This is a genomic window from Cryobacterium sp. 10C3 (assembly GCF_034314285.1).
Taxonomy (GTDB): Bacteria; Actinomycetota; Actinomycetes; order Actinomycetales; family Microbacteriaceae; genus Cryobacterium; species Cryobacterium glucosi.
In genome coordinates, this window is record NZ_JAVIWF010000002.1 from 3,958,294 (window position 1) to 3,982,451 (window position 24,158).

Below are 24,158 nucleotides of genomic sequence, written 5' to 3' on the forward strand. Positions count from 1 at the left end.
GCTACATTCGATGGCGGACGCTGTGCCGGCACACCCCTCGTACCCAGCAGGAACGCTAAGACGCGGATTGGACAAAGCAGCGTGGACCTTTACGAATATCAGGCAAGAGACCTGTTTGAGCAGTATGGAGTCCCGGTTCTGCCGGGCATCATCGCGGACACACCCGAGGAGGTGCGCGCCGCAGCGGAGAAGCTCGGCGGTGTCGTCGTCGTCAAGGCCCAGGTGAAGGTCGGCGGTCGCGGCAAGGCGGGTGGCGTCAAGGTCGCCAAGACCCCCGACGACGCCTTCGCGGCCGGCCAGGCGATCCTCGGACTCGACATCAAGGGCCACACCGTCAACCGGGTCATGGTCGCCGGCGGCGCGCGCATCAAGCAGGAGTTCTACTTCTCGGTGCTGCTCGACCGGTCCAACCGCTCGTACCTCTCGCTCGCGAGCTACGAGGGCGGCGTCGAAATCGAGGTTCTCGCCGTCGAGAAGCCCGAGGCGCTCGCCTATGTCGCGATCGACCCGAACCTCGGGATCGACCTCGAAACGGCCCGGCGCATCGCGGTCGAGGCGAAGTTCCCCGCCGAGCTCGTCGAGAAGGTCGCCCCGGTCTTCGTGCAGCTCTACAACGTTTTCAAGGGCGAGGACGCGACTCTCGTCGAGGTCAACCCGCTTGTCCTGACCGAAGAAGGCGACATCATCGCCCTCGACGGCAAGGTCACCCTCGATGAGAACGCCGGCTTCCGCCACCCGAAGCACGCCCTGCTCGAGGACGCGGCAGCCGCCGACCCGCTCGAGGCCAAGGCCAAGCTCAACGACCTCAACTACGTCAAGCTCGACGGTGTCGTCGGCGTGATCGGCAACGGCGCCGGTCTCGTGATGTCCACGCTCGACGTGGTCGCGTACGCGGGCGAGAACTTCGGCGGCGTCAAGCCGGCCAACTTCCTCGACATCGGCGGCGGAGCATCCGCTGAGGTCATGGCGGCCGGACTCGACGTCATCCTCGGCGACCCGCAGGTCAAGAGCGTCTTCGTCAACGTCTTCGGCGGCATCACCGCCTGCGACGCGGTCGCCCGCGGCATCGTCGGCGCGCTCGCCGAGCTCGGCAGCGCCGCGAACAAGCCCCTCGTCGTGCGCCTCGACGGCAACAACGTCGAGGAAGGCCGCCGCATCCTCACCGAGGCCAACCACCCGCTGGTCACCTTGGCCGCCACCATGGACGAGGGCGCCGCCAAGGCCGCCGAGCTCGCCTACGCCGCGAAGTAAGGGATTTTCGAACATGTCTATCTTCCTCAACAAGGACTCCAAGGTCATCGTCCAGGGCATCACCGGCGGTGAGGGCACCAAGCACACCGCCCTCATGCTCAAGGCAGGCACCCAGGTCGTCGGCGGCGTCAACGCCCGCAAGGCCGGCACCACCGTCGTGCACGGCGACGTCGAACTGCCCGTCTTCGGCTCGGTCGCCGAGGCGATCGAGAAGACCGGGGCGGATGTCTCGATCGCCTTCGTCCCACCGGCCTTCACCAAGGACGCCGTCATCGAAGCCATCGACGCCGAGATCCCGCTGCTCGTCATCATCACAGAGGGCGTCCCGGTGCAGGACTCCGCCGAGTTCTGGGCATACGCCAAGGCCAAGGGCAACAAGACCCGCATCATCGGGCCGAACTGCCCCGGCATCATCACGCCGGGCGAAGCGCTCGTCGGCATCACGCCGGCGAACATCACCGGCAAGGGCCCGGTCGGCCTCGTCTCCAAGTCTGGCACCCTGACCTACCAGATGATGTACGAACTGCGCGACCTCGGCTTCTCGACCGCGATCGGCATCGGCGGCGACCCGATCATCGGCACCACGCACATCGACGCCCTCGAGGCCTTCGAGAACGACCCGGAGACCCTCGCGATCGTGATGATCGGCGAGATCGGCGGCGACGCGGAGGAGAAGGCGGCGGACTACATCCGGGCGCACGTCACCAAGCCCGTCGTCGGCTACGTCGCGGGCTTCACGGCGCCGGAGGGCAAGACCATGGGCCACGCAGGGGCGATCGTCTCCGACGGCGCAGGCACCGCCCAGGGCAAGAAGGAGGCCCTCGAGGCCGCAGGGGTCAAGGTCGGCAAGACGCCGAGCGAGACCGCGACCCTGCTGCGCGAGGTTCTCGCCGCACTGTAGCCCGGCATCCGCTCGCAGAGCCAGAAGAGGGGCCCGCCACCACGGCGGGCCCCCTTTTTCGCGCGTCACGGCGGGGGCGCGCGGGCCGGTCAGGCGGGCGAGGTAGGCTCCCACCGGATGAACCGCTTAACGACAGCCCTGCTCGCCGCACTCGAGGCGCTCATTGTCGTAGCCATCGGAGTGGGCGTCTCCCTGGTGCCCCTGACCATCCTGTGGGCCACCCAGTACGGCCTCTCGGTCGACTGGCTCGTCTTCTGGCGCGCTTCGGTCACGGTCTGGCTGCTCGGCAACGGCGTCGACCTCGCCGTCCAGCTCGACCCCACCATCGTCGCCGCGCTCGGCCTGCCCGGCGCGGAGGCCCCGTTCTCGCTCACGATCGCGCTCCTCGGCTTCGCCGTGCTCGCCCTGTTCCTCGGCAGGCACACCGGCCGCCGCGCGGCGGACTCGCCGCACCGCTGGACCGGCGTCCTGACCGCGATCCCCGTCTATGGGCTGCTCGCGACCCTGCTCACCCTCACCGTCGGCACGGATGCCCTGCAGCCGTCGATCCCGCAGGGCGTGCTCCTGCCCACGGCCGTGTTCGCCGCCGGGGTGTTCATCGGCGCCCGCCACCGGACCGAGTCGCCAGAGCATCCGGTTGCCGGCCAGGCGCCTCACCTGCAGGGAGCTCCGGCTCACCCGGCTCCTGGTCGCCCGGCAACCGGCCGTCCGGCCTGGCTGCGCGCCCTTCCCGCGCTCCCGGCCCTTCCGCGGTCGCCCCGGCTGCCCGAGGTGCCCGCCGAATGGCGCTCGGTTCTGGCCGGAGCCCTCCGTGCCGGCTTCGGCGCCGCGACCGGAACGGTCGGCGTCGCGGCCCTCGCCGTCTTCGTGCTGATCCTCGGCAACTTCGCGACGATCATCGGCCTCTACGAGACCGTGCAGGCCGGGGTGATGGGCGGCATCACCCTGACGATCGCCCAGCTCGCGCTCATCCCCAACCTCGTGATCTGGGCGGCAGCCTGGTTCATCGGGCCCGGCATCGCCGTCGGCCTCGGGTCGAGCGTCTCCCCGGTCGGCACCGTCCTCGGCCCGGTACCCGGACTGCCGCTGCTCGGCGTGCTCCCGCACGGCAGCCTCGCCTTCGGGTTCCTCGGGCTGCTCGTGCCCGTTCTGATCGGCTATCTCACGGCTTTCGCAACCCGGCAGCGCCAGCACCGTGCGGGCGAGCCCGGCGCCGATCGCGGCCGGCTGGCTCTCACCGGAGCACTGGCCGGTGTCGTCGCCGGCATTGTCCTCGGATTGCTGGCCTGGTGGTCCGGAGGGGCCCTCGGTCCAGGCCGGCTCGTGGACGTCGGGCCGAACCCCTTGCTGGTCGGCGCTTTCGCCGCGCTCGAGGTCGGCGTCGCCGCTGTTCTCGGAATGCTGACGCCCCCGATCCGGCGGCGCGGGGCCACCTCCGGCGCCACGGCCCCCGCCGCGGCCCCACCGGCGAGGACCGGCAAACGATAGGCTCGTCCAGTGCTGTCATTGGTCGTATTGATTTCCGGCGGGGGATCCAACCTCCGTTCCCTCCTGGAAGCGTGCCAGGACGCCGAGTACCCGGCGCGGGTCGTCGCGATCGGGGCAGACAGGGACGCGGACGGCCTCGACCTCGGTGAAGAGTACGGCGTGTCCACCTTCACGGTTCCGTACAGCTCGTTCGAGTCGCGCGAGGAGTGGGGCGACGAACTGCTCGCCGTGATCCGGCAATGGACGCCGGATCTCGTCGTGCTCAGCGGCTTCATGCGTCTCCTGCCCGCCAGGGTCGTCGCCGCACTGACCCCGAACCTCCTCAACACGCATCCGGCCTACCTGCCCGAATTTCCAGGAGCCCACGGGGTGCGCGACGCGCTCGCCGCCGGCGTCCCCGAGACCGGAGCCAGCCTCATCGTCGTCGACACCGGTGTCGACGACGGGCCCATCGTCGCGCAGGAGCGGGTGCCGGTGCTTCAGGACGACACCGAGGACTCCCTGCACGCCAGGATCAAGATCGTCGAACGGCGCCTGCTCGTGCAGGCCGTTCTCGACATCGCCAACGGAAACACGAACCTCAAGGAGCACTCCCAGATATGAGCGGGCACAGCAACGACCAGAGCCTTTACCGCGAACGCGATGTCGTCCCGGTGCGGCGGGCGCTCATCTCGGTGAGCGACAAGACCGGCCTGGTCGAGCTTGCGGCGGCCCTCGTGGCGACCGGCGTCGAAATCGTGTCGACGGGGTCGACCGCGGCGAGCATCCGTGCCGCGGGCTTCGCCGTGACCGATGTCGCCGCCGTCACGGGCTTCCCGGAGTCCCTCGACGGGCGGGTCAAGACCCTGCACCCCGGAGTGCACGCCGGCATCCTCGCCGACCTGCGGCTCGCCGCCCACGAGGCCCAGCTCACCGAGCTCGGCATCGCGCCCTTCGAACTCGTCGTGGTGAACCTCTACCCCTTCGTCGAGACCGTGAACTCCGGCGCACCCGCTGCCGAGGTCATCGAGCAGATCGACATCGGCGGCCCCGCACTTGTGCGCGCCGCGGCGAAGAACCACCCGAACGTCGCGATCGTGGTCGACCCGGAGAACTACGGCGAGATCGTCACCGCCGTCTCCGCAGGGGGAACGACGCTCGAGCTGCGCCGCAAGCTCGCCTCGCTCGCCTTCGAGCACACGGCCGGCTACGACCTGAGCGTCTCCGCATGGTTCACCGAGAACGTCTACGACCAGTGGCAGGACGACACCGAGGCCCTCGATGAGGCCATCCTCGACGAGTTCGACGCCGTGATCGGCACCGCCTTCGACGACGAGGGCCCCTTCCCCGGCACCCTCGCGATCGAGGCCACCCGCGGCAGCGTGCTGCGCTACGGCGAGAACTCGCACCAGGCCGCCGCGCTCTACCTCGGCGAAGGCGGAGAGGGCATCGCCCAGGCGGTGCAGCGCCACGGCAAGGAGATGTCCTACAACAACTACGTCGACGCCGATGCCGCCGTGCGCGCGGCCTTCGACTTCGCCGAACCGGCCGTCGCCATCATCAAGCACGCCAACCCGTGCGGCATCGCCGTGGCCAACACCAAGGCGCCGGATGCGATCGCCTCGGCCCACAAGCGGGCTCACGACTGCGACCCGGTCTCCGCATTCGGCGGGGTCATCGCGGCCAACCGAATCGTGACCCTCGGCATGGCCGAGACCGTCAGCCAGATCTTCACCGAGGTGCTCGTCGCACCCGGCTTCGAACCGGCCGCGTTCGAACTGCTCAGCCAGAAGAAGAACATCCGCCTGCTCGAGCTTCCGGAGAACTACCACCGTTCCTCGCTCGAGCTTCGCCAGATCTCCGGCGGGTTGCTCGTGCAGGAGACCGACTCGTTCGAAGACTTCGACTCCTCGACCTGGACCCTTGCCGCCGGCGAGGAGGTCGACGCGGCCACCCGCGCCGACCTCGAGTTCGCGTGGAAGGCGTGCCGGTCCGTGAAGTCGAACGCGATCCTGCTCGCCCGCTCCGGGGCATCCGTCGGCGTGGGCATGGGCCAGGTCAACCGGGTCGACTCGTGCCACCTCGCCGTGCTGCGCGCCGGGGACAGGGCCGCCGGCTCCGTCGCGGCCTCCGATGCGTTCTTCCCGTTCGCCGACGGACTGCAGGTCCTCCTCGAGGCCGGGGTCACCGCGGTCGTACAGCCAGGAGGTTCGGTGCGCGACCCCGAGGTCATCGCCGCTGCCGTAGAGGCCGGCGTCGCGATGTACTTCACCGGAGAGCGCCACTTCTTCCACTGATCCGCGGAGGCTCCTGCCAGCGGGGTCTGGCACGATGGAAGGGTCCGGTTCGCTAGTCGGCGGTCCGGTCGAAGGGACACCCGTGCCGCTGCTCGACGGTTTCATCGAACCCACCTTTCTGATCGCGTTCGTCGTCGCGGTGATCAGCGCCTTTGTGATCACCGCGGTCGCCGCGCTCGTCTTCCGGATGGCCGCGCGCAAGCGGGCCTGGGCGCGCGCGTTCATCCGCCTGTGCCGGCGTCCCTTCCGGATTGTGATCCTGATCGGCGCCCTCTGGATCGTGACGTCCGTGTACCTGACGACGACGCCGGACCTGACCCTCGCGGTCGACTTCATCATGCGCGCCCTGTTCATCGCGGCGGCGACCTGGCTCGTCGCGGCGCTGATGTACTTCTTCGAGGAAGTCATCGCCGCGCGGTACCGCATCGACGTGCGGGACAACCGGGTGGCCAGGCGGGTCCGCACCCAGCTGCGGATGCTCCGCCGGATCAGCGTCGTCGTGGTCATCGTCTGCGCGATCGGCACGGTGCTGCTCAGCATCCCAGGGGCCGCTGCGGTCGGGGCGAGCCTCTTCGCCTCGGCGGGTCTCCTGAGCGTCGTCGCCGGCCTCGCCGCCCAGTCGAGCCTCGCCAACGTCTTCGCCGGCATGCAGCTCTCCTTCAGCAACGCCCTGCGCGTCGACGACGTCGTCATCGTCGAGAACGAGTGGGGCCGGATCGAGGAGATCACCCTCACCTACATCGTCGTGCACATCTGGGACGACCGCAGGATGGTGCTGCCCTCGACCTATTTCACGACGACGCCGTTCCAGAACTGGACGCGCCGCACGAGCGAACTGCTCGGCTCCGTCGAGTTCGACGTCGACTGGAGGGTCAGCACCGGGGCCATGCGCGAGGAGCTGAACCGGATCGTCGTCCAGACGGAGCTCTGGGACCGGCGCGTTGCCGTGCTGCAGGTGACGGATGCCGTCGGCGGCTTCGTCCGCATCCGTGTTCTGGTCTCGGCCGGGGACGCCGCGATGCTCTGGGACCTGCGCTGCATCGTGCGAGAGAACCTCGTCGGGTGGCTCGTCGCCGAGAACCCGGACGCACTCCCGCTCGGCCGCGTCGAGGTTCGGCAGCCGGCCCGCCGCCCCACGACGTCGGCCACGAGCGCCCCGAGGGAACAACGCCCCGTCACCGAGGCACCCGGCCTGTTCTCCGGAGACTCCGAAGCCGTGCACCGCGGCGAGGAATTCACCCGCTCGATGCCGATCCAGGAGATCAGCGACAAGAAGCTCTGACCGGCGGGGCACCTGCGCGCGGCCGGCGAAGCCGCACCCGGCGAGCCCATACACTGTCGGGATGGACATCCCCGCATTCGAACCCGCCGCTCGCCGGATCGCCCTGGTCCGTCGCCCCGCCGACAACCTCGCCGAGGGCCAGCTCACGCACATCGAGCGCGTCCCCGTCGACCTCGGGCTCGCCCGCACCCAGTGGGCCGGCTACGTCGCAGCGCTCGCCGCGGAGGGCTGGGACGTGATCGAGGTCGAACCGGCCCCGCTGCTCCCTGACTCGGTCTTCATCGAGGATGCCGTCATCTCCTTCGGCGACATCGCCGTGCTGACCAGCCCGGGGGCCCCGAGCCGCCGGGACGAGACCGCGGGGGCGGAGGCCGCCGTCCGCGGCCTCGGCATCCCGGTGCACCGCCTCGCGCTGCCCGGCACCCTCGACGGCGGCGACGTACTCAAGATCGGCCGGACCGTGTACGTCGGCCGCAGCCTGCGCACGAACGACGCCGGCATCGACCAGCTCCGCGACATCCTGGTCCCGCGCGGTTACACCGTCGTCGCGGTCCCGATCAGCAAGGTGCTGCATCTCAAGTCCGCCGTCACCGCCCTGCCCGACGCGACCGTGATCGGCTATCCGCCCCTCGTCGACGACTCGACGGTGTTCGAACCCTTCCTGCCCGTCCCGGAGGAGTGCGGCACCGCTGTCGTTGTGCTGGCCCCGGACGCGGTGCTGATGTCGAGCGCGGCCCCGCGCTCGGCCGCCCTGTTCGCCGCCCGCGGTTACCGCGTCGTCACCGTCGACATCTCCGAATTCGAGAAGCTCGAGGGCTGCGTCACCTGCCTGAGCGTACGCATCCGCTGACCGGGAGTCCGCGGACCCGACTCTCAAAGAGGTGCTTGCGCCGACGCACGGTGGGGTCGTAGTCTGGAAGGCTGCCTGACACGGGGAGCACAACGAGGATTCGACGCGCTCAGGAGGCCGACATGACACAGACAGCACAGCCACAGCTCGCTGGGAATGCGATCACCGGCGCTGGCTCTGCCGTGGGCGTCCACGACAACGCGGCCTAGCCACTCCATCCGCATCGCGCGTCGGCTCCCTCCTCCAGCACCCCGCCCGTAACCCGCAGCCCGCGACCGGCGTCCCGTCGTCGCGACCGTATGGAAGCGCCCAGCTTCCCGCCCGCCGTCGAACGCGACTCCGACGCGACTTCTTCGACTCCTCGACGCCCAGCGCACCCCGCTGGCGTCCATCGGCACCATGTATCCGAACAGGCTCCACTCGTGACCCAGATCACACCAACCACTCCCATCGAAACCACACCACCCACTCCCATGGACACGACTCCGAACCCACCGACCGCCTCGACGCCACCCAGCACACCTGCTGCCACACCGGCAGCGGCCCCTGAGCAGCCCGGGAAGCGCGCGAGCACGCTGCGCACCCTGCTGCGCCTCTTCCCCTACGTGCGACCCGCGTTGCCCCGGCTCGTGCTGGGCATGATCGCCGCGCTCCTGGCCGCGGTCGTCGCCCTCGCGATCCCGCAAGTGCTGCAGGGCCTCGTCGACGGCGCCCTGTCCCGGCAGGACCCCGCCGGAATCTGGCCCGCCGTGCTGGTCGTCCTCGGCCTCGGCGTGCTCGAGGCCATCCTGATCGCCCTCCGCCGCTGGTTCGTGCTGGTCCCGGGCACCCACGTGGAGGCGAGCATGCGGAACGCGCTCTACGCGCGCCTGCAGGACCTGCCGGTTTCCTTCCACGATCGCTGGCCGAGCGGACAGCTCCTGTCCCGCGCGGTGAGCGACCTGAACCTGATCCGGCGCTGGATCTCCTTCGGCCTGGTCCTCCTGGTCGTCAATATCGTCACGATCGTGATCGGCGCCGCCGTGCTGGTCTCGATGAACTGGATCCTCGGCGTCGTTTTCATCGCCTGCTCGATTCCGCTCTGGATCGTCGGGTACCTGTTCGAGGAGAAGTACTCCGTCGTGGCCCGGCGCAGCCAGGACCAGGCCGGCGACCTCGCGACGGCCGTCGAGGAGTCCGTGCACGGCATCCGCGTGCTCAAGGCGTTCGGGCGCGGCGGTTTCGCGCTCAAGAACTTCTCGCAGCAGGCGGAAGACCTTCGTGGCACCGAGATCGAGAAGGCGCGCGCGATCGCCGGCATCTGGCTCTGGCTCCTGATGGTGCCCGATGTCGCGTTCGCGCTCTGCCTCGTGGTCGGAGTCTGGCTCGCCGCCCAGGGTGACCTCAGCGTCGGTGGCCTCGTCGCATTCTTCGCGACGGCGACCGTGCTGCGCTGGCCGGTCGAATCGATCGGGTTCCTGCTGTCGATGACGTTCGACGCCCGCACGGCGACCGACCGGTACTTCGACGTGCTCGACGCCCCAAACAGCATCACGGACCCCGACAGGCCCGTCACGCTCGCCGAGCCGCGCGGCCGACTCGCCTTCGAGGACGTGCACTTCCGCTACCCCGACTCGCCGGCGCGCTTCCCCGACCTGCTCGACGGCGTCAACCTCGTGCTGCAGCCGGGGAGACCATGGCCCTCGTCGGGCTGACCGGCTCGGGCAAGTCCACCCTCACCGCACTCACCACCCGCCTCTACGACGTCACCCAGGGCGCGGTCACGCTCGACGGTGTCGACGTGCGCTCGCTCGGCCGCGAAGACCTGCGCGGCCACCTCGCGATGGCGTTCGAGGACGCGACGCTGTTCTCGGCATCCGTGCGCGACAACGTGCTGCTCGGCAGGCCGGAGTTCGCCGAGCGGTCGGCGGCAGCGGATGCCGCGCTCGAGGAGGCCCTGCAGGTCGCGCAGGCCGGCTTCGTGCGTGACCTGCCCGACGGCGTCGACACCCTCGTCGGCGAGGAGGGCATGAGCCTCTCCGGCGGCCAGCGCCAACGGATCGCGCTCGCCCGCGCGGTCGCGGCGAAGCCGGCGGTGCTCGTGCTCGACGACCCGCTTTCCGCGCTCGACGTCGACACCGAGTCCCTCGTCGAGGCCGCCCTCCGCGAGGTGCTCGCCTCGACGACGGCGCTCATCGTCGCGCACCGGCCGTCGACGGTCACCCTCGCCGACCGGGTCGCCCTGCTCGAGGACGGCCGGATCACCGCGGTCGGCCGGCACTCCGAGCTCCTGCGCACCAACGAGCACTACCGGTTCGTCATCTCGAGCCTCGAAGACGAAGAACGGCGCGACGCCACCAGGCAGGTCGCCAGGGACGAATCGGCCGCACGGACAGAACAGACCGAGCGAGAGGAGGCCGCACGATGAGCGTCACCGGAGTCGAAGGCGAAGAACGCAACAATTTCACCGCGTCCGAAAGCAAGCAGATCCGGGCGCGCTCGCTGCGCCTGCTCGGTTCCCTGCTCCGCCCGGTGCGCTGGCGGGTCACCGCGGCGATGCTCGTCGTGGTGCTCTCGACCGCGGCCCAGGTCGCCGGTCCCGCCCTCATCGCGTTCGGGATCGACAAGGGACTGCCTGCCCTCCTCGCCCAGGACTGGCTCCCGCTCGCGGCGACCGGCGGGGTCTACCTCCTCACCGGCGTGATCGGGGCGATCCTGATCGCCTGGTACACGATGATGTCGGCCAGGATCAGCCAGGCAGTGCTGATCGACCTCCGCAAGCGGGTGTTCCTGCAGACCCAGCGGCTCAGCCTCGAGTTCCACGAGTCGTACACCTCCGGGCGGATCATCTCCCGGCAGACCAGCGACCTCGACGCGATCCGGGAACTGCTCGACTCGGGTATCAACCAGCTCGTGCAGGGCGTGTTGTACATGGCCTTCACGGCGATCGCGCTCGTGAGCCTCGACGGCGTCAGCGGGCTGGTGCTGCTCGGGTCCCTGGTGCCGCTGTTCGCGCTCACCCGCTGGTTCCAGGTGCGGTCGCAGACGTTGTTCCGGCGGTCGAGGACCGCATCGGCGAGCCTGATCGTGAAGTTCGTCGAGACGATGACGGGCATCCGCGCCGTCAAGGCGTTCCGGGCGGAGAGACGCAACGAGGAGGTCTTCGGCGAGCTCGTCGAGGACTACCGAAAGGTGAACGGCCGGGTGATCCAGCTGTTCGGCATCTTCGACCCCGGCCTCATCCTGATCGGCAACGTCGCGGTCGCCGTCGTGCTCCTGCTCGGCGGATTCCGCGTCGTCGACGGGCAGCTCGCGATCGGTGCGCTCCTCGCGGCGCTGCTCTACACCCGGCGGTTCTTCGATCCGATGGAGGAGATGGCGATGTTCTACAACTCGTACCAGTCCGCCGCGGCGGCGCTCGAGAAGATCTCCGGCGTGCTCGAGGAACTCCCCGGCGTGCCGGACCCGGTTGCCCCCGTCGACCTGTGGGAGGCGCGCGGCGCCGTCACCTTCACCGGGGTGCGCTTCGAGTACCAGTCCGACCGGGTGGTTCTGCCGACCTTCGACCTTGCGATTCCCGCAGGGCAGACGATCGCCCTCGTCGGCTCGACCGGGGCAGGCAAGTCGACGCTCGCGAAGCTGATGGCGCGGTTCTACGACCCCACCGACGGCCAGGTGCTGCTCGACGGGGTGGACCTGCGCCGGCTGCACCCCAAGGACCTCCGTCGCGCCATCGTGATGGTCACCCAGGAGGCGTACCTGTTCAGCGGTTCGGTCGCCGACAACATCGCGATCGGCAAACCGGACGCCTCTCCCGCCGAAATCGTGGCGGCGGCGCGTGCCGTCGGCGCGCACGAGTTCATCGAGAACCTTCCCGGCGGATACGACACCGACGTGAACAAACGCGGTGGCCGGGTGTCCGCCGGGCAGCGCCAGCTGATCTCGTTCGCGAGGGCCTTCCTCGCCGACCCGGCGGTGCTGATCCTCGACGAGGCGACGTCCTCGCTCGACATCCCGAGCGAGCGGCTCGTGCAGCAGGCGCTGCAGACCCTCCTCGCCGACCGCACGGCCGTCATCATCGCGCACCGGCTGTCCACGGTCGCGATCGCAGACCGGGTGCTCGTGATGGAGCGCGGGATCATCGTCGAGGACGGCGCGCCCGACGACCTGATCGACGGCACCGGACGGTTCGCCCAGCTGCACGCGGCCTGGCGGGAATCACTCGTGTAGCGGCATCCGCACGCGTTCACAGCGGATGCCGGTCCGCGAGAGTACGAAAATGGCCCCTTCGCTGCGCGCGAAGGGGCCATTTCTCCGCTCTCGCGGAACAGCCCGTCAGGAGGTGACGGTGAGGAAGAGGTCGCCGGCGGCAAGGTCGGCGCCGTCCGTGACGGCATCGGCGAGGTCGATGTTCTCGTGCGTGCGCTCGAGGATGATGACCGGCACGATGGGATTGCGGCCGCCCGCCTCGACGGCCGCGGAGTCCCAGGTCACGATCACGTCGCCGGCTGCAACCTGATCGCCCTGCTTCGCCCGCAGGGTGAATCCCTCGCCGCGGAGCTCGACCGTGTCGATGCCGAGGTGGACGAGGACGCCGATCCCGTCGGGGGAGAGGATCACAAAGGCGTGCGGGAAGACCTTGAGCAGCCTGCCGCTGATCGGCGCAATCGCGTCGACCATGCCCCGCGGCGGGTCGATCGCGGCGCCGGGACCCACGATCGCCTGGGCGAACGTGGGATCGGGGACCTCGGCGAGGCCGACGGCGCGACCGGGCACGGGCGCGAGGACGACGACGGGCGTCACGAGGACGACGGGAGCCCCACGGCTCACAGGAGGTCTTCGATGTCTTCGGCGAGGTTGTCGGCCTCTGGTCCGACGACGACCTGGACGATGGTGCCGGACCGGAAGACGCCGTGGGCGCCGGCCGCCTTGAGCGCAGGCTCGTTCACGAGGGCGGGGTCCTTCACCTCGGTGCGCAGTCGGGTGATGCACGCCTCGATCTCGACGAGGTTGCCTGATCCGCCGAGGCCGGCGAGGATTTGCTCCGCTTTGGTGCTCATGGTGTTTCCTCCAGTGATGGTGGGCCGGGAACCGGCTGCAGCGGCTTGGATACGCGCGAAGCGTTCCGGCCGTGAGCCAAGTCTGCGCCCTGTCTGATTCGGTTTCGGGTGTTCTCGGAGAACCCGAGCGGCTGGGGGTCTTGACAAGCAGGGTGCCGCGGCTTCATCATCGAACTATTGGATCGTACCAGTACGGACCACAAAGCGAAAGTGGTCCTATGCTGGTATCTACACACCCCAACCTTTCGGAGGACGCAGCGAGATGACCGACATCGATGAGGCCCCGGTTCTGGAATCAGGACCGGTCTCCAAGCACGCCCAGCTGCGCTCGATCCTGGAGGAGCTGGTCGAGACCAGCCTCGCTCCCCACGCCGCGATCCCGCCGGAGCGGAAGCTCATGACGCGGTACGGAGTCAGTCGCTCGACCGTGCGCGAAGCGATCCGCCAGCTCGTCGAGGAGGGCGTGCTCTACCGGGTGCAGGGCAAGGGCACCTTCGTGGCCGGCGAACGCGTGCAGAGCGACCTGCACCTCGCGTCCTTCACGGAGGACATGCGCCGGCGCGGCCTCGTCCCCGCGACGATCGTGCGTTCGTCCCGGTTGATCGAAGCGCCCCTCGCGGTACGGGCCGCCCTCGGACTCGGCGCGGGCGCCCAGGTGCTGGAGATCGAAAGACTCCGGCTCGCCGACGGGGTGCCGATGGCACTCGAACGCGGCTACTACCCGGCAGAGCTGCTCCCCGAGCTCGGCGCCAAAGACCTGACCCGGTCCCTGTACGCGACGTTCGCGACCGAGTATGGCCTGCGTATCGACAACGCGGAACAGGCCGTTTGGGCGGAGGGCGCCGACGCCCTGCTCGCGGCTACCCTCGGCATCGCCGCCAATGCCCCCGTGATGGTCTTCCGTCGGACGTCGTCCGCCGGGTCCGCCTTCCTCGAACACGTCACCTCGTGGTACCGCGGCGACCGCTACCAGATTCACATGACCCTCAACCTGCAGCACCAACCCTGACCCACAGACCATCCACGCAACATCCATACCGACAACGCACCACCAGGAGGAAATCAATGTCCAGCATCACCGCCGACGCCGGGACGAAAAGGCCGTTCCCCGGCCTCGCGCAACTTCAACGAGTCGGTCGCAGCCTCATGCTGCCGATCGCAGCACTCCCCGCGGCAGGACTCCTGCTGCGCCTCGGCCAGCCCGACCTGCTCGGGCGCATCCCGGGCTTCGAAACCGGTGCCGCCGTCATCGCCTCGGCCGGCGGTGCGCTCTTCGACGCCCTGCCGCTCCTCTTCGCGGTCGGCGTCGCTATCGGCTTCGCAAAGAAATCCGACGGTTCGACAGCCCTGGCCGCCGTCGTCGGCTACCTCGTCTTCTCCAAGGTCGGAGAGGCAATGTCGCCCCTGGTTCTCGGACTGCCCGCAGAGGGCGGGAAGCAGGTGCTGGTCAATTACAGTGTCCTCGGTGGCATCCTGATCGGCATCACGTCGGCCCTGCTCTGGCAGCGGTTCCATCGGATTTCTTTGCCGAGCTACCTGGCCTTCTTCGGCGGCCGCCGGTTCGTCCCGATCATCACCGCAGGCACGGCGCTGGTACTGGGAGTCCTGCTGGCCTTCGTCTACCCGGCCTTCGCGACCGGTCTCTCCGGCTTCGGCGAGTTCGTCTCCTCGAACAACATCTGGGGCGGTTTCCTCTACGGCACGACCAACCGGCTGCTGATCCCGGTCGGGCTGCACCACATCCTCAACTCGGTGATGTGGTTCGTGATCGGCGACTTCAACGGCGCCCACGGTGACATCGCCCGGTTCTTCGCCGGCGACCCCACCGCCGGCTCCTTCATGACCGGGTTCTTCCCGATCATGATGTTCGCGCTGCCGGCCGGCGCCCTCGCCATCTGGCAGGAAGCCAAGCCGTCCCAGAAGAAGATCGTCGGCGGCATCATGCTCTCCGGTGCGCTGACCGCCATGCTCACCGGCGTCACGGAGCCCCTCGAGTTCTCCTTCATGTTCGTCGCGTTCCCGCTCTACCTCATCCACGCGGTGCTGACCGGTTCCTCGCTCGCCCTCGTGAACGCCCTCGGGATCAGGGACGGGTTCACCTTCAGCGCGGGCACGTTCGACTACGTGCTCAACTTCGGCCTGGCCGAGAAGCCGCTGCTGCTCATCCCGATCGGGCTCGCGTACGCCGGTATCTACTACTTCCTGTTCCGCTTCGTGATCCGCAAGTGGAACCTGAAGACCCCCGGTCGCGGCGAGGACGAGGTTCCCGACGCGACAGTGCCCGACTCCGCGTCGTCCACGACGGTCTAATCCCACCAACGCCGGGGTCGCGGGCGAGCCCGTGACCCCGGCAGCACCACCACGCACCATCATTGTGAAACTGGAGCAGAACATTGGCTGAAGTAATCGTCCTCGACACCGAGACCGCAGCGGGAACGCTTGCTGCGGCATCCATCCGTGCCCTGATCATGCGCAAGCCGGATGCCGTCCTCGGCCTGGCCACCGGGTCCACGCCGCTCTCCGTGTACGCGGCGCTCGCAGCCTCCCTCGCGGAGGAACCCCTCGACATGTCCCGCGTGCGCGGCTTCGCCCTCGACGAATACGTCGGGCTGCCCGCAGGGCACCCGGAGAGCTACCGCGCCGTCATCACCCGCGACGTCGTCGTGCCCCTCGGTCTCGACCCCGCGAACATCCGCACCCCGAACGGCGACGTGGCCACCCTCGAGACCGCGGGACTCGACTACGAGGCCGCCATCGTCGCGGCCGGCGGCGTCGACGTGCAGATCCTCGGTATCGGGCAGACCGGTCACGTCGGCTTCAACGAGCCCGGCTCCTCCTTCGCGTCCGTCACCCGGATCAAGACCCTGACCGAGAAGACCCGGATCGACAACGCGCGCTTCTTCGCCTCTCCCGATGACGTGCCGATCCACTGCATGACCCAGGGCCTCGGCACGATTCGCCGCGCCAGGCACCTCATCCTGCTCGCGTTCGGCGAAGAGAAAGCGGATGCGATCGCGTCCGCCGTCGAGGGACCGGTCTCATCGAGCAAGCCCGGTTCGGTCATCCAGCTTCACCCGCACGTGACCGTCCTCGTCGACGAGGCCGCGGCATCCCGCCTCGCCAACCGGGACTACTACGCATACGCATACGCCCACAAGTACGCCTGGCAGGGAATCTAACCCCGTGGCCGACTCGATTCTGCTCAGCGCCGGCACGGTCGTCGCCGCGGACGCCGTGCACACCCCGGGCTGGGTCGAGGTCAGGGCCGGACGGATCATCGCCGTCGGCGCCGGCCTCCCGCCGCGCGTCGCCGATGCCCACTACCCGGACGGGATCCTCGCCCCCGGCTTCGTCGACGTGCACAATCACGGCGGTGGCGGATTCAGCTTCAACGATGCCGACACGGAGATCGCGGCGGCCGGGATCGCGGCGACCCACCGGGAACACGGCACGACCACGCTGATGGCGAGCCTCGTCACGGCACCGCTCGATGAGATGGAACGCCTGGTGGCCGGCCTCGCCGACCTCGTCGATTCCGGCCTGCTCGCAGGCATCCACCTCGAAGGACCCTGGCTGAGCCCGATCCATCGGGGCGCCCACACGGCGGAACTGCTCCGGGTGCCCGACAGGGGCAGCATCGACCGCCTCATGCGCGCCGGCCGCGGCACGGTGCGCATGGTCACGATCGCCCCTGAGCTCCCTGGCGGGCTCGACGCCGTCCGGCGGATCGTCGGATACGGCGCGGTCGCCGCGATCGGCCACACCGACGCCAATGACGCCATGACCAGGCAGGCGATCCAGGCGGGGGCCACGGCGGGCACGCATCTCTTCAACGCGATGCGTCCCCTGCACCATCGGGAACCCGGGCCGTCCCTCGCTCTGCTCGAGAACCCCGCCGTGTTCGCCGAACTGATCGCAGACGGGGTGCACCTGCATCCCGCGGTCGTCCGCTTCATCACGCAGAGCCCGTCGCGACCGGTGTTCGTGACCGACGCGATGGCCGCGGCCGGGGCGGACGAGGGCGAGTACACCCTCGGCGGCCTCCCCGTTAGCGTGCTGGACGGTGAAGCGCGCCTCGCGGACGGGACGATCGCCGGCAGTGTCCTCACCTTGAGCGAGGCCGTCCGGTTCGCCGTGCACGCGGCAGGGGTCGACCTCGCCACCGCGGTGCGAGCGGCCACGCAGAACCCGGCCGACATGATCGGCCTCACCGACTGCGGCCGCCTCGCCGCGGGGCAGCCGGCCGACCTGATCGTCCTCGATGCCGGGCTCTACGTCACCGCGACCATGCGGTCAGGCGACTGGTGCCTGCCGGCCTGAGCCGGCAGGGGAGACCGGCCTAGGCGAAGCCCCAGGCCTTCTCTTCGTCGCTCGAGGCGTCCGACAACGGGATGCCGATCAGCGGGCGCGGCGCCGGCCCGAGCGGGTGCAGGCTGGGATCGGGGGCGCGCACGGCCTGTTCCTTGAGCTCGACGAAGATCGCGTGGGTCGGCGTGGTGCCGATGTTCACGCCGGCGTGTTCCTGGGCGGGGAGCCAGGCGGTCTCGCCGGCCGGGAGTTCGACGTCGACCTCCCTGCCTTCGAAGGAGAGCCTCCGGGAGTATGCGCTCAGCGTGATCATCACGCTGTCTGGGTGCTCGTGCGGGTTGGTGGTGTCGCCGGGGGCATCGAGGAATTCGAGCACGCGAACGCGGTCGTTTTCGAGCAATACCCGGTAGACGCCGGGATCCGTCACGAGCGGATCGAGGGACTGTGTGGCGTTCTGTTCACTGGACATGCCGCACGCTAACACCGTTTGCCTGCGACTCGCTAGGAGAAGCCCCAGACGTTCGCCTCATCGTCGGTGTCCGGCGCAGACGGGGCGGCGGACTGCGGCCCGAGCGGCGGCTCGTCCGTGCGCCCTCGGGGATGCCGCGCCGGCTCCTTGAGTTCGATGAAGATCGAGTGCGTGTCGGTATGGCCGGTGTTCGCACCGGTGTGTTCCTGGGCGGGAAGCCATCGCGCGACCCCGGCGGGAAGCTCGACGTCGACGGCGCGGCCGTCCGACGAGATCCGCCGGCTGAATTCGCTCAGGGTGACCATGACGCTGTCCGGATGCCGGTGCGGCGCGGTCGCGGCACCGGGCGTGTCCCGGTATTCGAGGACGCGTACCCGCTCATTCTCGAGGATCACCCGGTAGAGGCCGGGATTGGTGACGACGGGGTCCTGAAAGCCTTCTTCACTGTCCATGCCGGCACCGTACCCGGTGCCGGCGGTGCCCGCGAGGGGCAGGTCAGGTCGGTGACCAGCGCGCAGCCCGGTAATCGACCCGGTAGCCGGACTCCGCGGTGCCCAGGAGGACGAGCGGGGTGCCTTCTTCGCGGTAGTGCGGCAGCGCCCTGGCCTCGTGTGCGACCGGCGGGTGGCCGCCGGCCCGGATCACCCGCCACCAGGGGACATCCGCCCCATAATGCGCCATGATCTGGCCGACGACACGGGCGCCGCGAGAGCCGAGCACCGCCGCGACGTCGCCGTAGGTCATCACCCGCCCGGCGGGAATCGAGTCGACGATGCCGAGGACATGCGTGACGAAGTCGCTGTCGGGGGCGAGGCGCATGGCCGGCGGGACCGTCTGGTCGCTACAGCTTGAGCGAACCGATCATCTCGCCGTATGCCGTCTCGCCGATGTCGACGAAGCCGATCCGGTGGAAGAACGACTCCGGGCCTTCTTCGCCGGGTTCCCAGATCACGGTGATGTGGTCGAAGCCCCGCTTCCTGGCCTCCTGGGCGAGTGACTCTGCTGCGAATTTGCCGACGCCCTTGCCCTGGGCGCTCGCGTCTACGTTGATCCTCCAGATGCAGGCCCGGAATTCCTCGTGCTCCGAATCGGGGTCGAAGTTGCCGTGGATGAACCCGGCCACCTCGCCGTCGAGCAACACGACGCGCTGCCACGCGGTCGCGGGATTGATCACGGAAGCCGCCACCGCATAGGAGACGGGAGCGATGTACAGCTCCTGGCCCGGTTTGAGACTGAGGCTATTGGCCGCAACAATGTTGCGTGCGGACAGTTCTTCCAGACGTAGTTCACCCATGGCAACAGGCTAACCTGCGGCCGACCGGCGTGGTAGTCGGGTTTTGTGCGCCGGGCAGGACCGGACTGGAAACTGTCTCGATGTCGAGACAGTTGCGGGGGCCTTGTAGAATTGGCTCGGCCACGTGGCCGGTACCATTCTGAGGAGAATTCATTGGCGAAGATCAAGGTTGAAGGCACCGTCGTCGAGCTCGACGGGGACGAGATGACGCGCATCATCTGGCAGGCCATCAAGGACACGCTCATCCACCCGTACCTCGACATCGACCTCGAGTACTACGACCTGTCGATCCAGAAACGCGATGAGACCGACGACCAGATCACGATCGACGCTGCCCACGCCATCCAGAAGCACGGCGTCGGCGTGAAGTGCGCGACCATCACCCCGGACGAGGCCAGGGTCGAGGAATTCGGCCTCAAGAAGATGTGGGCGTCTCCCAACGGCACGATCCGCAACATCCTCGGCGGAACGATTTTTCGTGAGCCGATCATCATTTCCAACATCCCGCGCCTGGTTCCCGGCTGGAACAAGCCGATCATCATCGGACGCCACGCCTTCGGCGACCAGTACCGCGCCACGAACTTCCGCTTCGAGGGTGAGGGCACGCTCAGCATGACCTTCACACCGAAGGACGGCTCGGAGGCGCAGACCTTCGAGGTCTTCCAGTCCCCGGGCAGCGGTGTCGCGATGGGCATGTACAACCTCGACAGCTCGATCCGTGACTTCGCCCGTGCCTCGCTCAACTACGGCCTCGTGCGGAACTACCCGGTCTACCTGTCGACCAAGAACACCATCCTCAAGGCATACGACGGCCGGTTCAAGGACATCTTCCAGGAGATCTTCGACACCGAGTTCAAGGCCCGCTATGAGGCTGCCGGCCTCACCTACGAGCACCGCCTGATCGACGACATGGTCGCATCCGCCATGAAGTGGGAAGGCGGCTACGTCTGGGCCTGCAAGAACTACGACGGCGACGTGCAGTCGGACACCGTCGCGCAGGGCTTCGGCTCGCTCGGCCTGATGACGAGCGTGCTCTCCACTCCCGATGGCAAGGTCGTTGAGGCAGAGGCAGCGCACGGCACCGTGACCCGCCACTACCGCCAGCACCAGCAGGGCAAGCCCACCTCGACGAACCCGATCGCCTCGATCTATGCCTGGACCCGCGGCCTCTCGCACCGGGCCAAGCTCGACGGCAACCCGGCGCTCGCCGAGTTCGCCGAGACCCTCGAGGACGTCGTCATCAAGACCGTCGAAAGCGGCCAGATGACCAAGGACCTCGCATTGCTGGTCGGCCCGGAGCAGGGCTACCAGACGACCGAGGAATTCCTCGCCGCCATCGGGACGAACCTGCAGACGCGCCTGGCCTAACCGGCCCCGCTCGTCCGGGAGAGGCCCTCGACCCCTGGGGTCGGGGGCCTCACCCGTGTGCCGATCACAACGGTTCCGTCGACGTCGTCGTGGTGCGCGGTACGGGGGAGCAGGCCGTTCCTGGCGAACAACGCGCTCGTCACCGGCGCCTGGCGCGCACTCGTCTCGATCAGGAGATGGCCGCCGGGGGCGAGCCAGCCTGCCGCCGCCGCCGCGACCCTTCGCTGCACGTCGAGCCCGTCAGAACCGCCGTCGAGCGCCAGCCGGTGCTCGTGCACCCGGGCCTCCGGCGGCATCCGCTCGATGGAGCCGGTCGGCACGTAGGGCGCGTTGACGAGCAGGAGCGCGATCCGACCGCGCAGGGCCAGGGGCAGGGGGGCGAAAAGATCGCCCTCGACCACGGTTCGGCCAGGGAGGTTGACGCGGGCGCAGCGGACTGCGACCGGGTCGAGGTCCGCCGCCAGGAGGTCGAGCCCCAGCCCCGGCAGGGTCGAGAGCAGGGCGGCACCGACCGCTCCCGTGCCGCAGCAGAGGTCGACGACGATCGCACCGGGACCGGCGAGCCCGGCGGCCTCGCGTACGAGCGCCTCTGTGCGTCGCCGCGGCACGAAGACCCCGGGTTCGACGTGCACCCGCAGCCCGCAGAACAGCGCCCAGCCGAGGACGTACTCGAGCGGCTCCCCGCCCACCCTGCGCTCGAGCAGGTCCTCGAGCTCGTCCGCCGACCGGGCCTCGCCAACGAGGAGCTCCGCTTCCTCCTCGGCGAAGACGCATCCCGCCGCGCGGAGGCGTTCGACGACGCCGGGGAAGGCCGCGGCGGGATCGACAGGGGACATCGGAACCTTTCGGGTATTGCGCGCGGCATGCGCACGGGAGTCGAATGCCCATAAAATCAGTGCAGGAGACATAGTTTCTCACCTGGACGAGAAAGCGGCGCGGCATGGCACCTGAATGGCATTCGGTGTCCCGCACGCGACCCTCGCGTCGGATGCGGCGCCGCGGGTGAACGCCATGGAACGGATCATCGACGAGGGCCTCCTCATCGCCCTCTCCGCGGTGCGGATGGCCGTGAAGAACCACATCATCGTCGGGGCTCTCCGCGAGCACGACAACTTCGACGAATCGTCCTACCGGACGGTCGCGCGCGATGAACTGCTCCTTCTTGCGGCGCAGAACGAAGAGGATGCCGCCCGCGTCGCGCAGGAAAGACGGGAACTCGCGTCCCGGCGCTGGTCGCAGGGCTTCACCGAGGATGAGCGGCTCGACATCGGCAGGCTCGGCCGCCGTCGTCGCGCCCACAAGGGTCTCGCGCTCATCCTGCACGCGGTCGCGGACGACGACAAGAAACTGGCCGCGATCGTCGAGGACGCGCAACACGACGCGAGTTATGAGATCCGGAAGGCCCTCGCCGCACGCCTGATCCGCCAGACGATCGACGGCCACGCCCCTGGCTACGCGCGGATGCGTGAGGAGCGGATCAAATACCTGCTCGCGATCGACTTCGCGATGCTTCGGGACCGGACATCCGGAACGAATCCATAGCGATTCTTCGGTTTTCACTCTGGCGGCTCACCTAGGATTGAAACAATTCAGGTCGTTGCTCTTGCTCCATTTTTCCCGCCCGATTTCCCGCCCGGGATGCGCCCCAGGTCGACGACGACCATCGGTCATCGCACGGGAAAGAACACCATGACAGGCTTCGCACACGTCCTCAAACCGGGTCGCATCGGTACCCTCGAACTCCCGAACCGGGTGATCATGGCGCCGATGGGCACCGAGATGGGCACCCCGGAGGGGCTCTTCACCGCTCAAGAAATCGCGTATTACACCGAACGCGCCCGCGGGGGCACTGGCCTCGTGATGACCGGCATCAGCGCCGTCTCCGAGGACTACGAGACGCTCAACGCCGGACTCTGCTGCGTGCACACCGATGCCGCGCTTCCGGGCCTCACCGCCCTCGCCGACTCGATCCACGCCGTCGGCGGGCTGGTCTCCCTGCAGCTCACCGCGGGCCTCGGGCGCAACATCAACGTGATCGACCCGGACCGGCTGCCGATATCCGCCTCCGACAACCCGCACTATGCAGACCCGAGCGTGCTCTGCCGGCCGCTCGAGATCGACGAGATCCACCTGCTCGTCCGCCGCTTCGGCGAAGCCGCTGCCCGCGCCGCCGCCGCGGGGATGGATGCGATCGACATCCATGGCCACACGGGCTACCTGATCGACCAGTTCATGAGCGCCTGCTGGAACCGCCGCACGGATGTCTACGGCGGCAGTGTCGAGAACCGCTGCCGGTTCGCGACCGAGATCATCGCCGCCGTCAAGGCCAACGCGCCCGGCCTGCCCGTCAGCTTCCGCCTCTCTGTCAACCACCGTTTCGCCGGGGGCCGCACGACGGCGGAGGGCCAGGCCATCGCCGTCGTGCTCGCCGCGGCTGGGCTCGACCTCATCATCGCCGACGACGGGTCATACGAAGCCATGGACTACGTCTTCCCGCCGTACTACCTCGGCGACGCGTGCATGGTCCCGGCGGCCCGCGCACTCAAGGACGTCGTCTCCATCCCGGTGATGGCCGTCGGCAACCTCACCCCGGAGAACGCGGAGGCCGCCCTCGCCGCGGGCGACGCCGACTTCGCCGGCATCGGGCGCGGACTGATCGCGGATCCGGAGTGGGCGGGCAAGCTCACCGCGGGCGATCGCGCGGACATCCGCCCGTGCATCCGCTGCAACTCGATGTGCGTCGGCAACGCCTTCTTCGCCCTGCCGCTCGGCTGCGCCGTGAACCCCCAGGTCGGCTTCGAACGCGAACGCCGCGTCGAGAAGGCGGATGTCCTCAAACACGTCGTCGTGATCGGCGGCGGCCCCGGCGGACTCGAATCCGCACGGGTCGCCGCGCTCCGCGGCCACTCCGTCGACCTCTACGAGGCAGGGCCCCAGCTCGGCGGCGTGCTGCTGCCCGCGGCGACCCCGGAGTTCAAGAAGGAACTGCGTGCGATGATCGGCTGGTGGGAACGCCAGTTCACCCACCTCCCCGTGACCGTGCACCTCGACACGACCATCGACGCGGACTCCCTCGCGACGTTCGAGGCCGACGAGATCATCGTCGCGACCGGTTCTCTTCCGCTCCTGCCGCCCATCCCCGGCCTCGACGGTGCGAACGTGATCGACGTGCTCGACTTCCACCGTGGCGTCCCCGTCGGCCATAGTGTCGTCATCGCGGGTGGCGGCCTCTCGGGCTGCGACGCCGCCCTCGAACTCGCCGGACAGGGCTGCAACGTCACGATCGTCGAACTCGCCGACGAGCTCGCCCGAGACATGATCGTGATCAACCGGATCACCCTGCTGCGCGAACTCAGTGAGAAGGGCGTCCGGATCCTCACCGGGCACACCGTCACCTCCGTCGACGCCGACGGCCTCACCGCGACCGGCCCGGACGGCGCCGTGCACGTCACCGCGTCCACGGTGATCGCGGCCTTCGGGGTGCGTCCGAACACGGCGCTCACGCTCGCGCTCGAAGGGCGAGCCAACGTGCATCCGCTCGGCGACTGCGTGCACCCGGCCAAGGTCGGCGAGGCCATCAACGCGGCCTTCCTGACCGCGCTCGTGCTCTGAGACGCCCGCCCTCGAGACGG

General features: G+C 68.9%; 22 protein-coding genes and 1 pseudogene. 16 read left to right on the forward strand and 7 right to left on the reverse strand.

The annotated features are described in order from the left end of the window. Positions 1-81: 81 nt before the first annotated feature. The 9 genes and pseudogenes from sucC to RGU41_RS19925 all read left to right on the forward strand — a co-directional run bounded on the left by sucC (position 82) and on the right by RGU41_RS19925 (position 12,257). Positions 82-1,251, forward strand: a complete 1,170-nt coding sequence (gene sucC / locus RGU41_RS19885; protein WP_134449962.1) for an ADP-forming succinate--CoA ligase subunit beta — start codon at positions 82-84, stop codon at positions 1,249-1,251. Between the two features lie 13 nt (positions 1,252-1,264). After that, entirely contained in the window at positions 1,265-2,152 is an 888-nt protein-coding gene (gene sucD, locus RGU41_RS19890; RefSeq protein ID WP_134449963.1) for a succinate--CoA ligase subunit alpha, read from the forward strand. A gap of 117 nt (positions 2,153-2,269) precedes the next feature. Continuing rightward, positions 2,270-3,640, forward strand: coding sequence for a DUF6350 family protein (locus tag RGU41_RS19895; protein WP_322137184.1), 1,371 nt, complete (start codon positions 2,270-2,272; stop codon positions 3,638-3,640). Positions 3,641-3,649: 9 nt separating this feature from the next. Continuing rightward, positions 3,650-4,243: a phosphoribosylglycinamide formyltransferase gene (purN, locus tag RGU41_RS19900; protein ID WP_322137185.1), complete on the forward strand. Its 594-nt coding sequence runs from the start codon at positions 3,650-3,652 to the stop codon at positions 4,241-4,243. Further along, positions 4,240-5,916 (forward strand): bifunctional phosphoribosylaminoimidazolecarboxamide formyltransferase/IMP cyclohydrolase, encoded by a 1,677-nt coding sequence (gene purH, locus RGU41_RS19905; RefSeq protein ID WP_322137186.1) that lies wholly within the window; start codon positions 4,240-4,242, stop codon positions 5,914-5,916. Before purN ends, purH begins: the two co-directional genes overlap by 4 nt. Before the next feature lie 82 nt (positions 5,917-5,998). Continuing rightward, positions 5,999-7,198: a mechanosensitive ion channel family protein gene (locus tag RGU41_RS19910; protein WP_322137187.1), complete on the forward strand. Its 1,200-nt coding sequence runs from the start codon at positions 5,999-6,001 to the stop codon at positions 7,196-7,198. A 61-nt stretch (positions 7,199-7,259) separates the two neighbouring features. Further along, the gene (ddaH, locus tag RGU41_RS19915) at positions 7,260-8,048 is read left to right on the forward strand and encodes a dimethylargininase (protein WP_322137188.1); all 789 of its coding nucleotides are present in this window, start codon (positions 7,260-7,262) and stop codon (positions 8,046-8,048) included. A gap of 473 nt (positions 8,049-8,521) precedes the next feature. Further along, positions 8,522-10,455: pseudogene (locus RGU41_RS19920) on the forward strand (ABC transporter ATP-binding protein). Continuing rightward, a complete protein-coding gene (locus RGU41_RS19925; RefSeq protein WP_322137189.1) occupies positions 10,452-12,257 on the forward strand; it encodes an ABC transporter ATP-binding protein in 1,806 nt (601 codons plus the stop codon). The pseudogene RGU41_RS19920 and the gene RGU41_RS19925 overlap by 4 nt, the downstream one beginning before the upstream one ends. Positions 12,258-12,362: 105 nt before the next feature. Here the strand turns inward: RGU41_RS19925 and RGU41_RS19930 are convergent, their stop codons facing one another. Together RGU41_RS19930 and RGU41_RS19935 are read right to left on the reverse strand one after the other, a co-directional pair. Next, a complete protein-coding gene (locus RGU41_RS19930; protein WP_322137190.1) occupies positions 12,363-12,857 on the reverse strand; it encodes a PTS glucose transporter subunit IIA in 495 nt (164 codons plus the stop codon). Further along, positions 12,854-13,087 carry a glucose PTS transporter subunit EIIB gene (locus tag RGU41_RS19935; RefSeq protein ID WP_134449968.1) on the reverse strand — a complete coding sequence of 78 codons (234 nt, stop codon included), beginning with the start codon at positions 13,085-13,087 and terminating at the stop codon, positions 12,854-12,856. The genes RGU41_RS19930 and RGU41_RS19935 overlap by 4 nt, the downstream gene beginning before the upstream one ends. 262 nt (positions 13,088-13,349) lie before the next feature. On the opposite strand from RGU41_RS19935, the gene RGU41_RS19940 reads away from it, so the two are divergent. The 4 genes from RGU41_RS19940 (at position 13,350) to nagA (ending at position 17,407) form a co-directional block, all read left to right on the forward strand. Next, a complete protein-coding gene (locus RGU41_RS19940; protein ID WP_322137191.1) occupies positions 13,350-14,096 on the forward strand; it encodes a GntR family transcriptional regulator in 747 nt (248 codons plus the stop codon). A 56-nt stretch (positions 14,097-14,152) separates the two neighbouring features. Next, complete coding sequence (locus RGU41_RS19945) at positions 14,153-15,397, forward strand: PTS transporter subunit EIIC (RefSeq protein ID WP_322137192.1); 1,245 nt, start codon at positions 14,153-14,155, stop codon at positions 15,395-15,397. Positions 15,398-15,480: 83 nt separating this feature from the next. Further along, complete coding sequence (locus RGU41_RS19950) at positions 15,481-16,266, forward strand: glucosamine-6-phosphate deaminase (RefSeq protein ID WP_134449971.1); 786 nt, start codon at positions 15,481-15,483, stop codon at positions 16,264-16,266. A 4-nt stretch (positions 16,267-16,270) separates the two neighbouring features. Further along, positions 16,271-17,407, forward strand: a complete 1,137-nt coding sequence (gene nagA / locus RGU41_RS19955; RefSeq protein ID WP_322137193.1) for an N-acetylglucosamine-6-phosphate deacetylase — start codon at positions 16,271-16,273, stop codon at positions 17,405-17,407. A 19-nt stretch (positions 17,408-17,426) separates the two neighbouring features. Here nagA and RGU41_RS19960 read toward each other — a convergent pair whose 3' ends face one another. The 4 genes from RGU41_RS19960 to RGU41_RS19975 are packed head-to-tail and all read right to left on the reverse strand — an operon-like array spanning position 17,427 to position 19,158. Next, on the reverse strand, positions 17,427-17,864 hold the full coding sequence (locus RGU41_RS19960; protein ID WP_198413389.1) for a cupin domain-containing protein: 438 nt from the start codon (positions 17,862-17,864) through the stop codon (positions 17,427-17,429). 32 nt (positions 17,865-17,896) lie between these two features. Continuing rightward, positions 17,897-18,316 carry a cytoplasmic protein gene (locus RGU41_RS19965; RefSeq protein ID WP_322137194.1) on the reverse strand — a complete coding sequence of 140 codons (420 nt, stop codon included), beginning with the start codon at positions 18,314-18,316 and terminating at the stop codon, positions 17,897-17,899. A gap of 43 nt (positions 18,317-18,359) precedes the next feature. Beyond that, positions 18,360-18,683, reverse strand: coding sequence for an MGMT family protein (locus tag RGU41_RS19970; RefSeq protein WP_322137195.1), 324 nt, complete (start codon positions 18,681-18,683; stop codon positions 18,360-18,362). A gap of 22 nt (positions 18,684-18,705) precedes the next feature. Continuing rightward, positions 18,706-19,158 carry a GNAT family N-acetyltransferase gene (locus tag RGU41_RS19975; RefSeq protein ID WP_134449973.1) on the reverse strand — a complete coding sequence of 151 codons (453 nt, stop codon included), beginning with the start codon at positions 19,156-19,158 and terminating at the stop codon, positions 18,706-18,708. Between the two features lie 153 nt (positions 19,159-19,311). Here RGU41_RS19975 and RGU41_RS19980 point away from each other — a divergent pair, with 153 nt between their 5' ends. Then, complete coding sequence (locus tag RGU41_RS19980) at positions 19,312-20,526, forward strand: NADP-dependent isocitrate dehydrogenase (RefSeq protein ID WP_322137196.1); 1,215 nt, start codon at positions 19,312-19,314, stop codon at positions 20,524-20,526. Here RGU41_RS19980 and RGU41_RS19985 read toward each other — a convergent pair. After that, positions 20,523-21,362, reverse strand: coding sequence for a putative protein N(5)-glutamine methyltransferase (locus tag RGU41_RS19985; protein ID WP_322137197.1), 840 nt, complete (start codon positions 21,360-21,362; stop codon positions 20,523-20,525). The genes RGU41_RS19980 and RGU41_RS19985 overlap by 4 nt on opposite strands. 115 nt (positions 21,363-21,477) lie before the next feature. Between RGU41_RS19985 and RGU41_RS19990 the strand changes: the two genes are divergently transcribed. Both RGU41_RS19990 and RGU41_RS19995 read left to right on the forward strand, forming a co-directional pair. Further along, positions 21,478-22,068 (forward strand): hypothetical protein, encoded by a 591-nt coding sequence (locus RGU41_RS19990; protein ID WP_322137198.1) that lies wholly within the window; start codon positions 21,478-21,480, stop codon positions 22,066-22,068. Positions 22,069-22,215: 147 nt separating this feature from the next. Continuing rightward, entirely contained in the window at positions 22,216-24,138 is a 1,923-nt protein-coding gene (locus RGU41_RS19995) for an FAD-dependent oxidoreductase (protein WP_322137199.1), read from the forward strand. Positions 24,139-24,158: the final 20 nt, after the last annotated feature.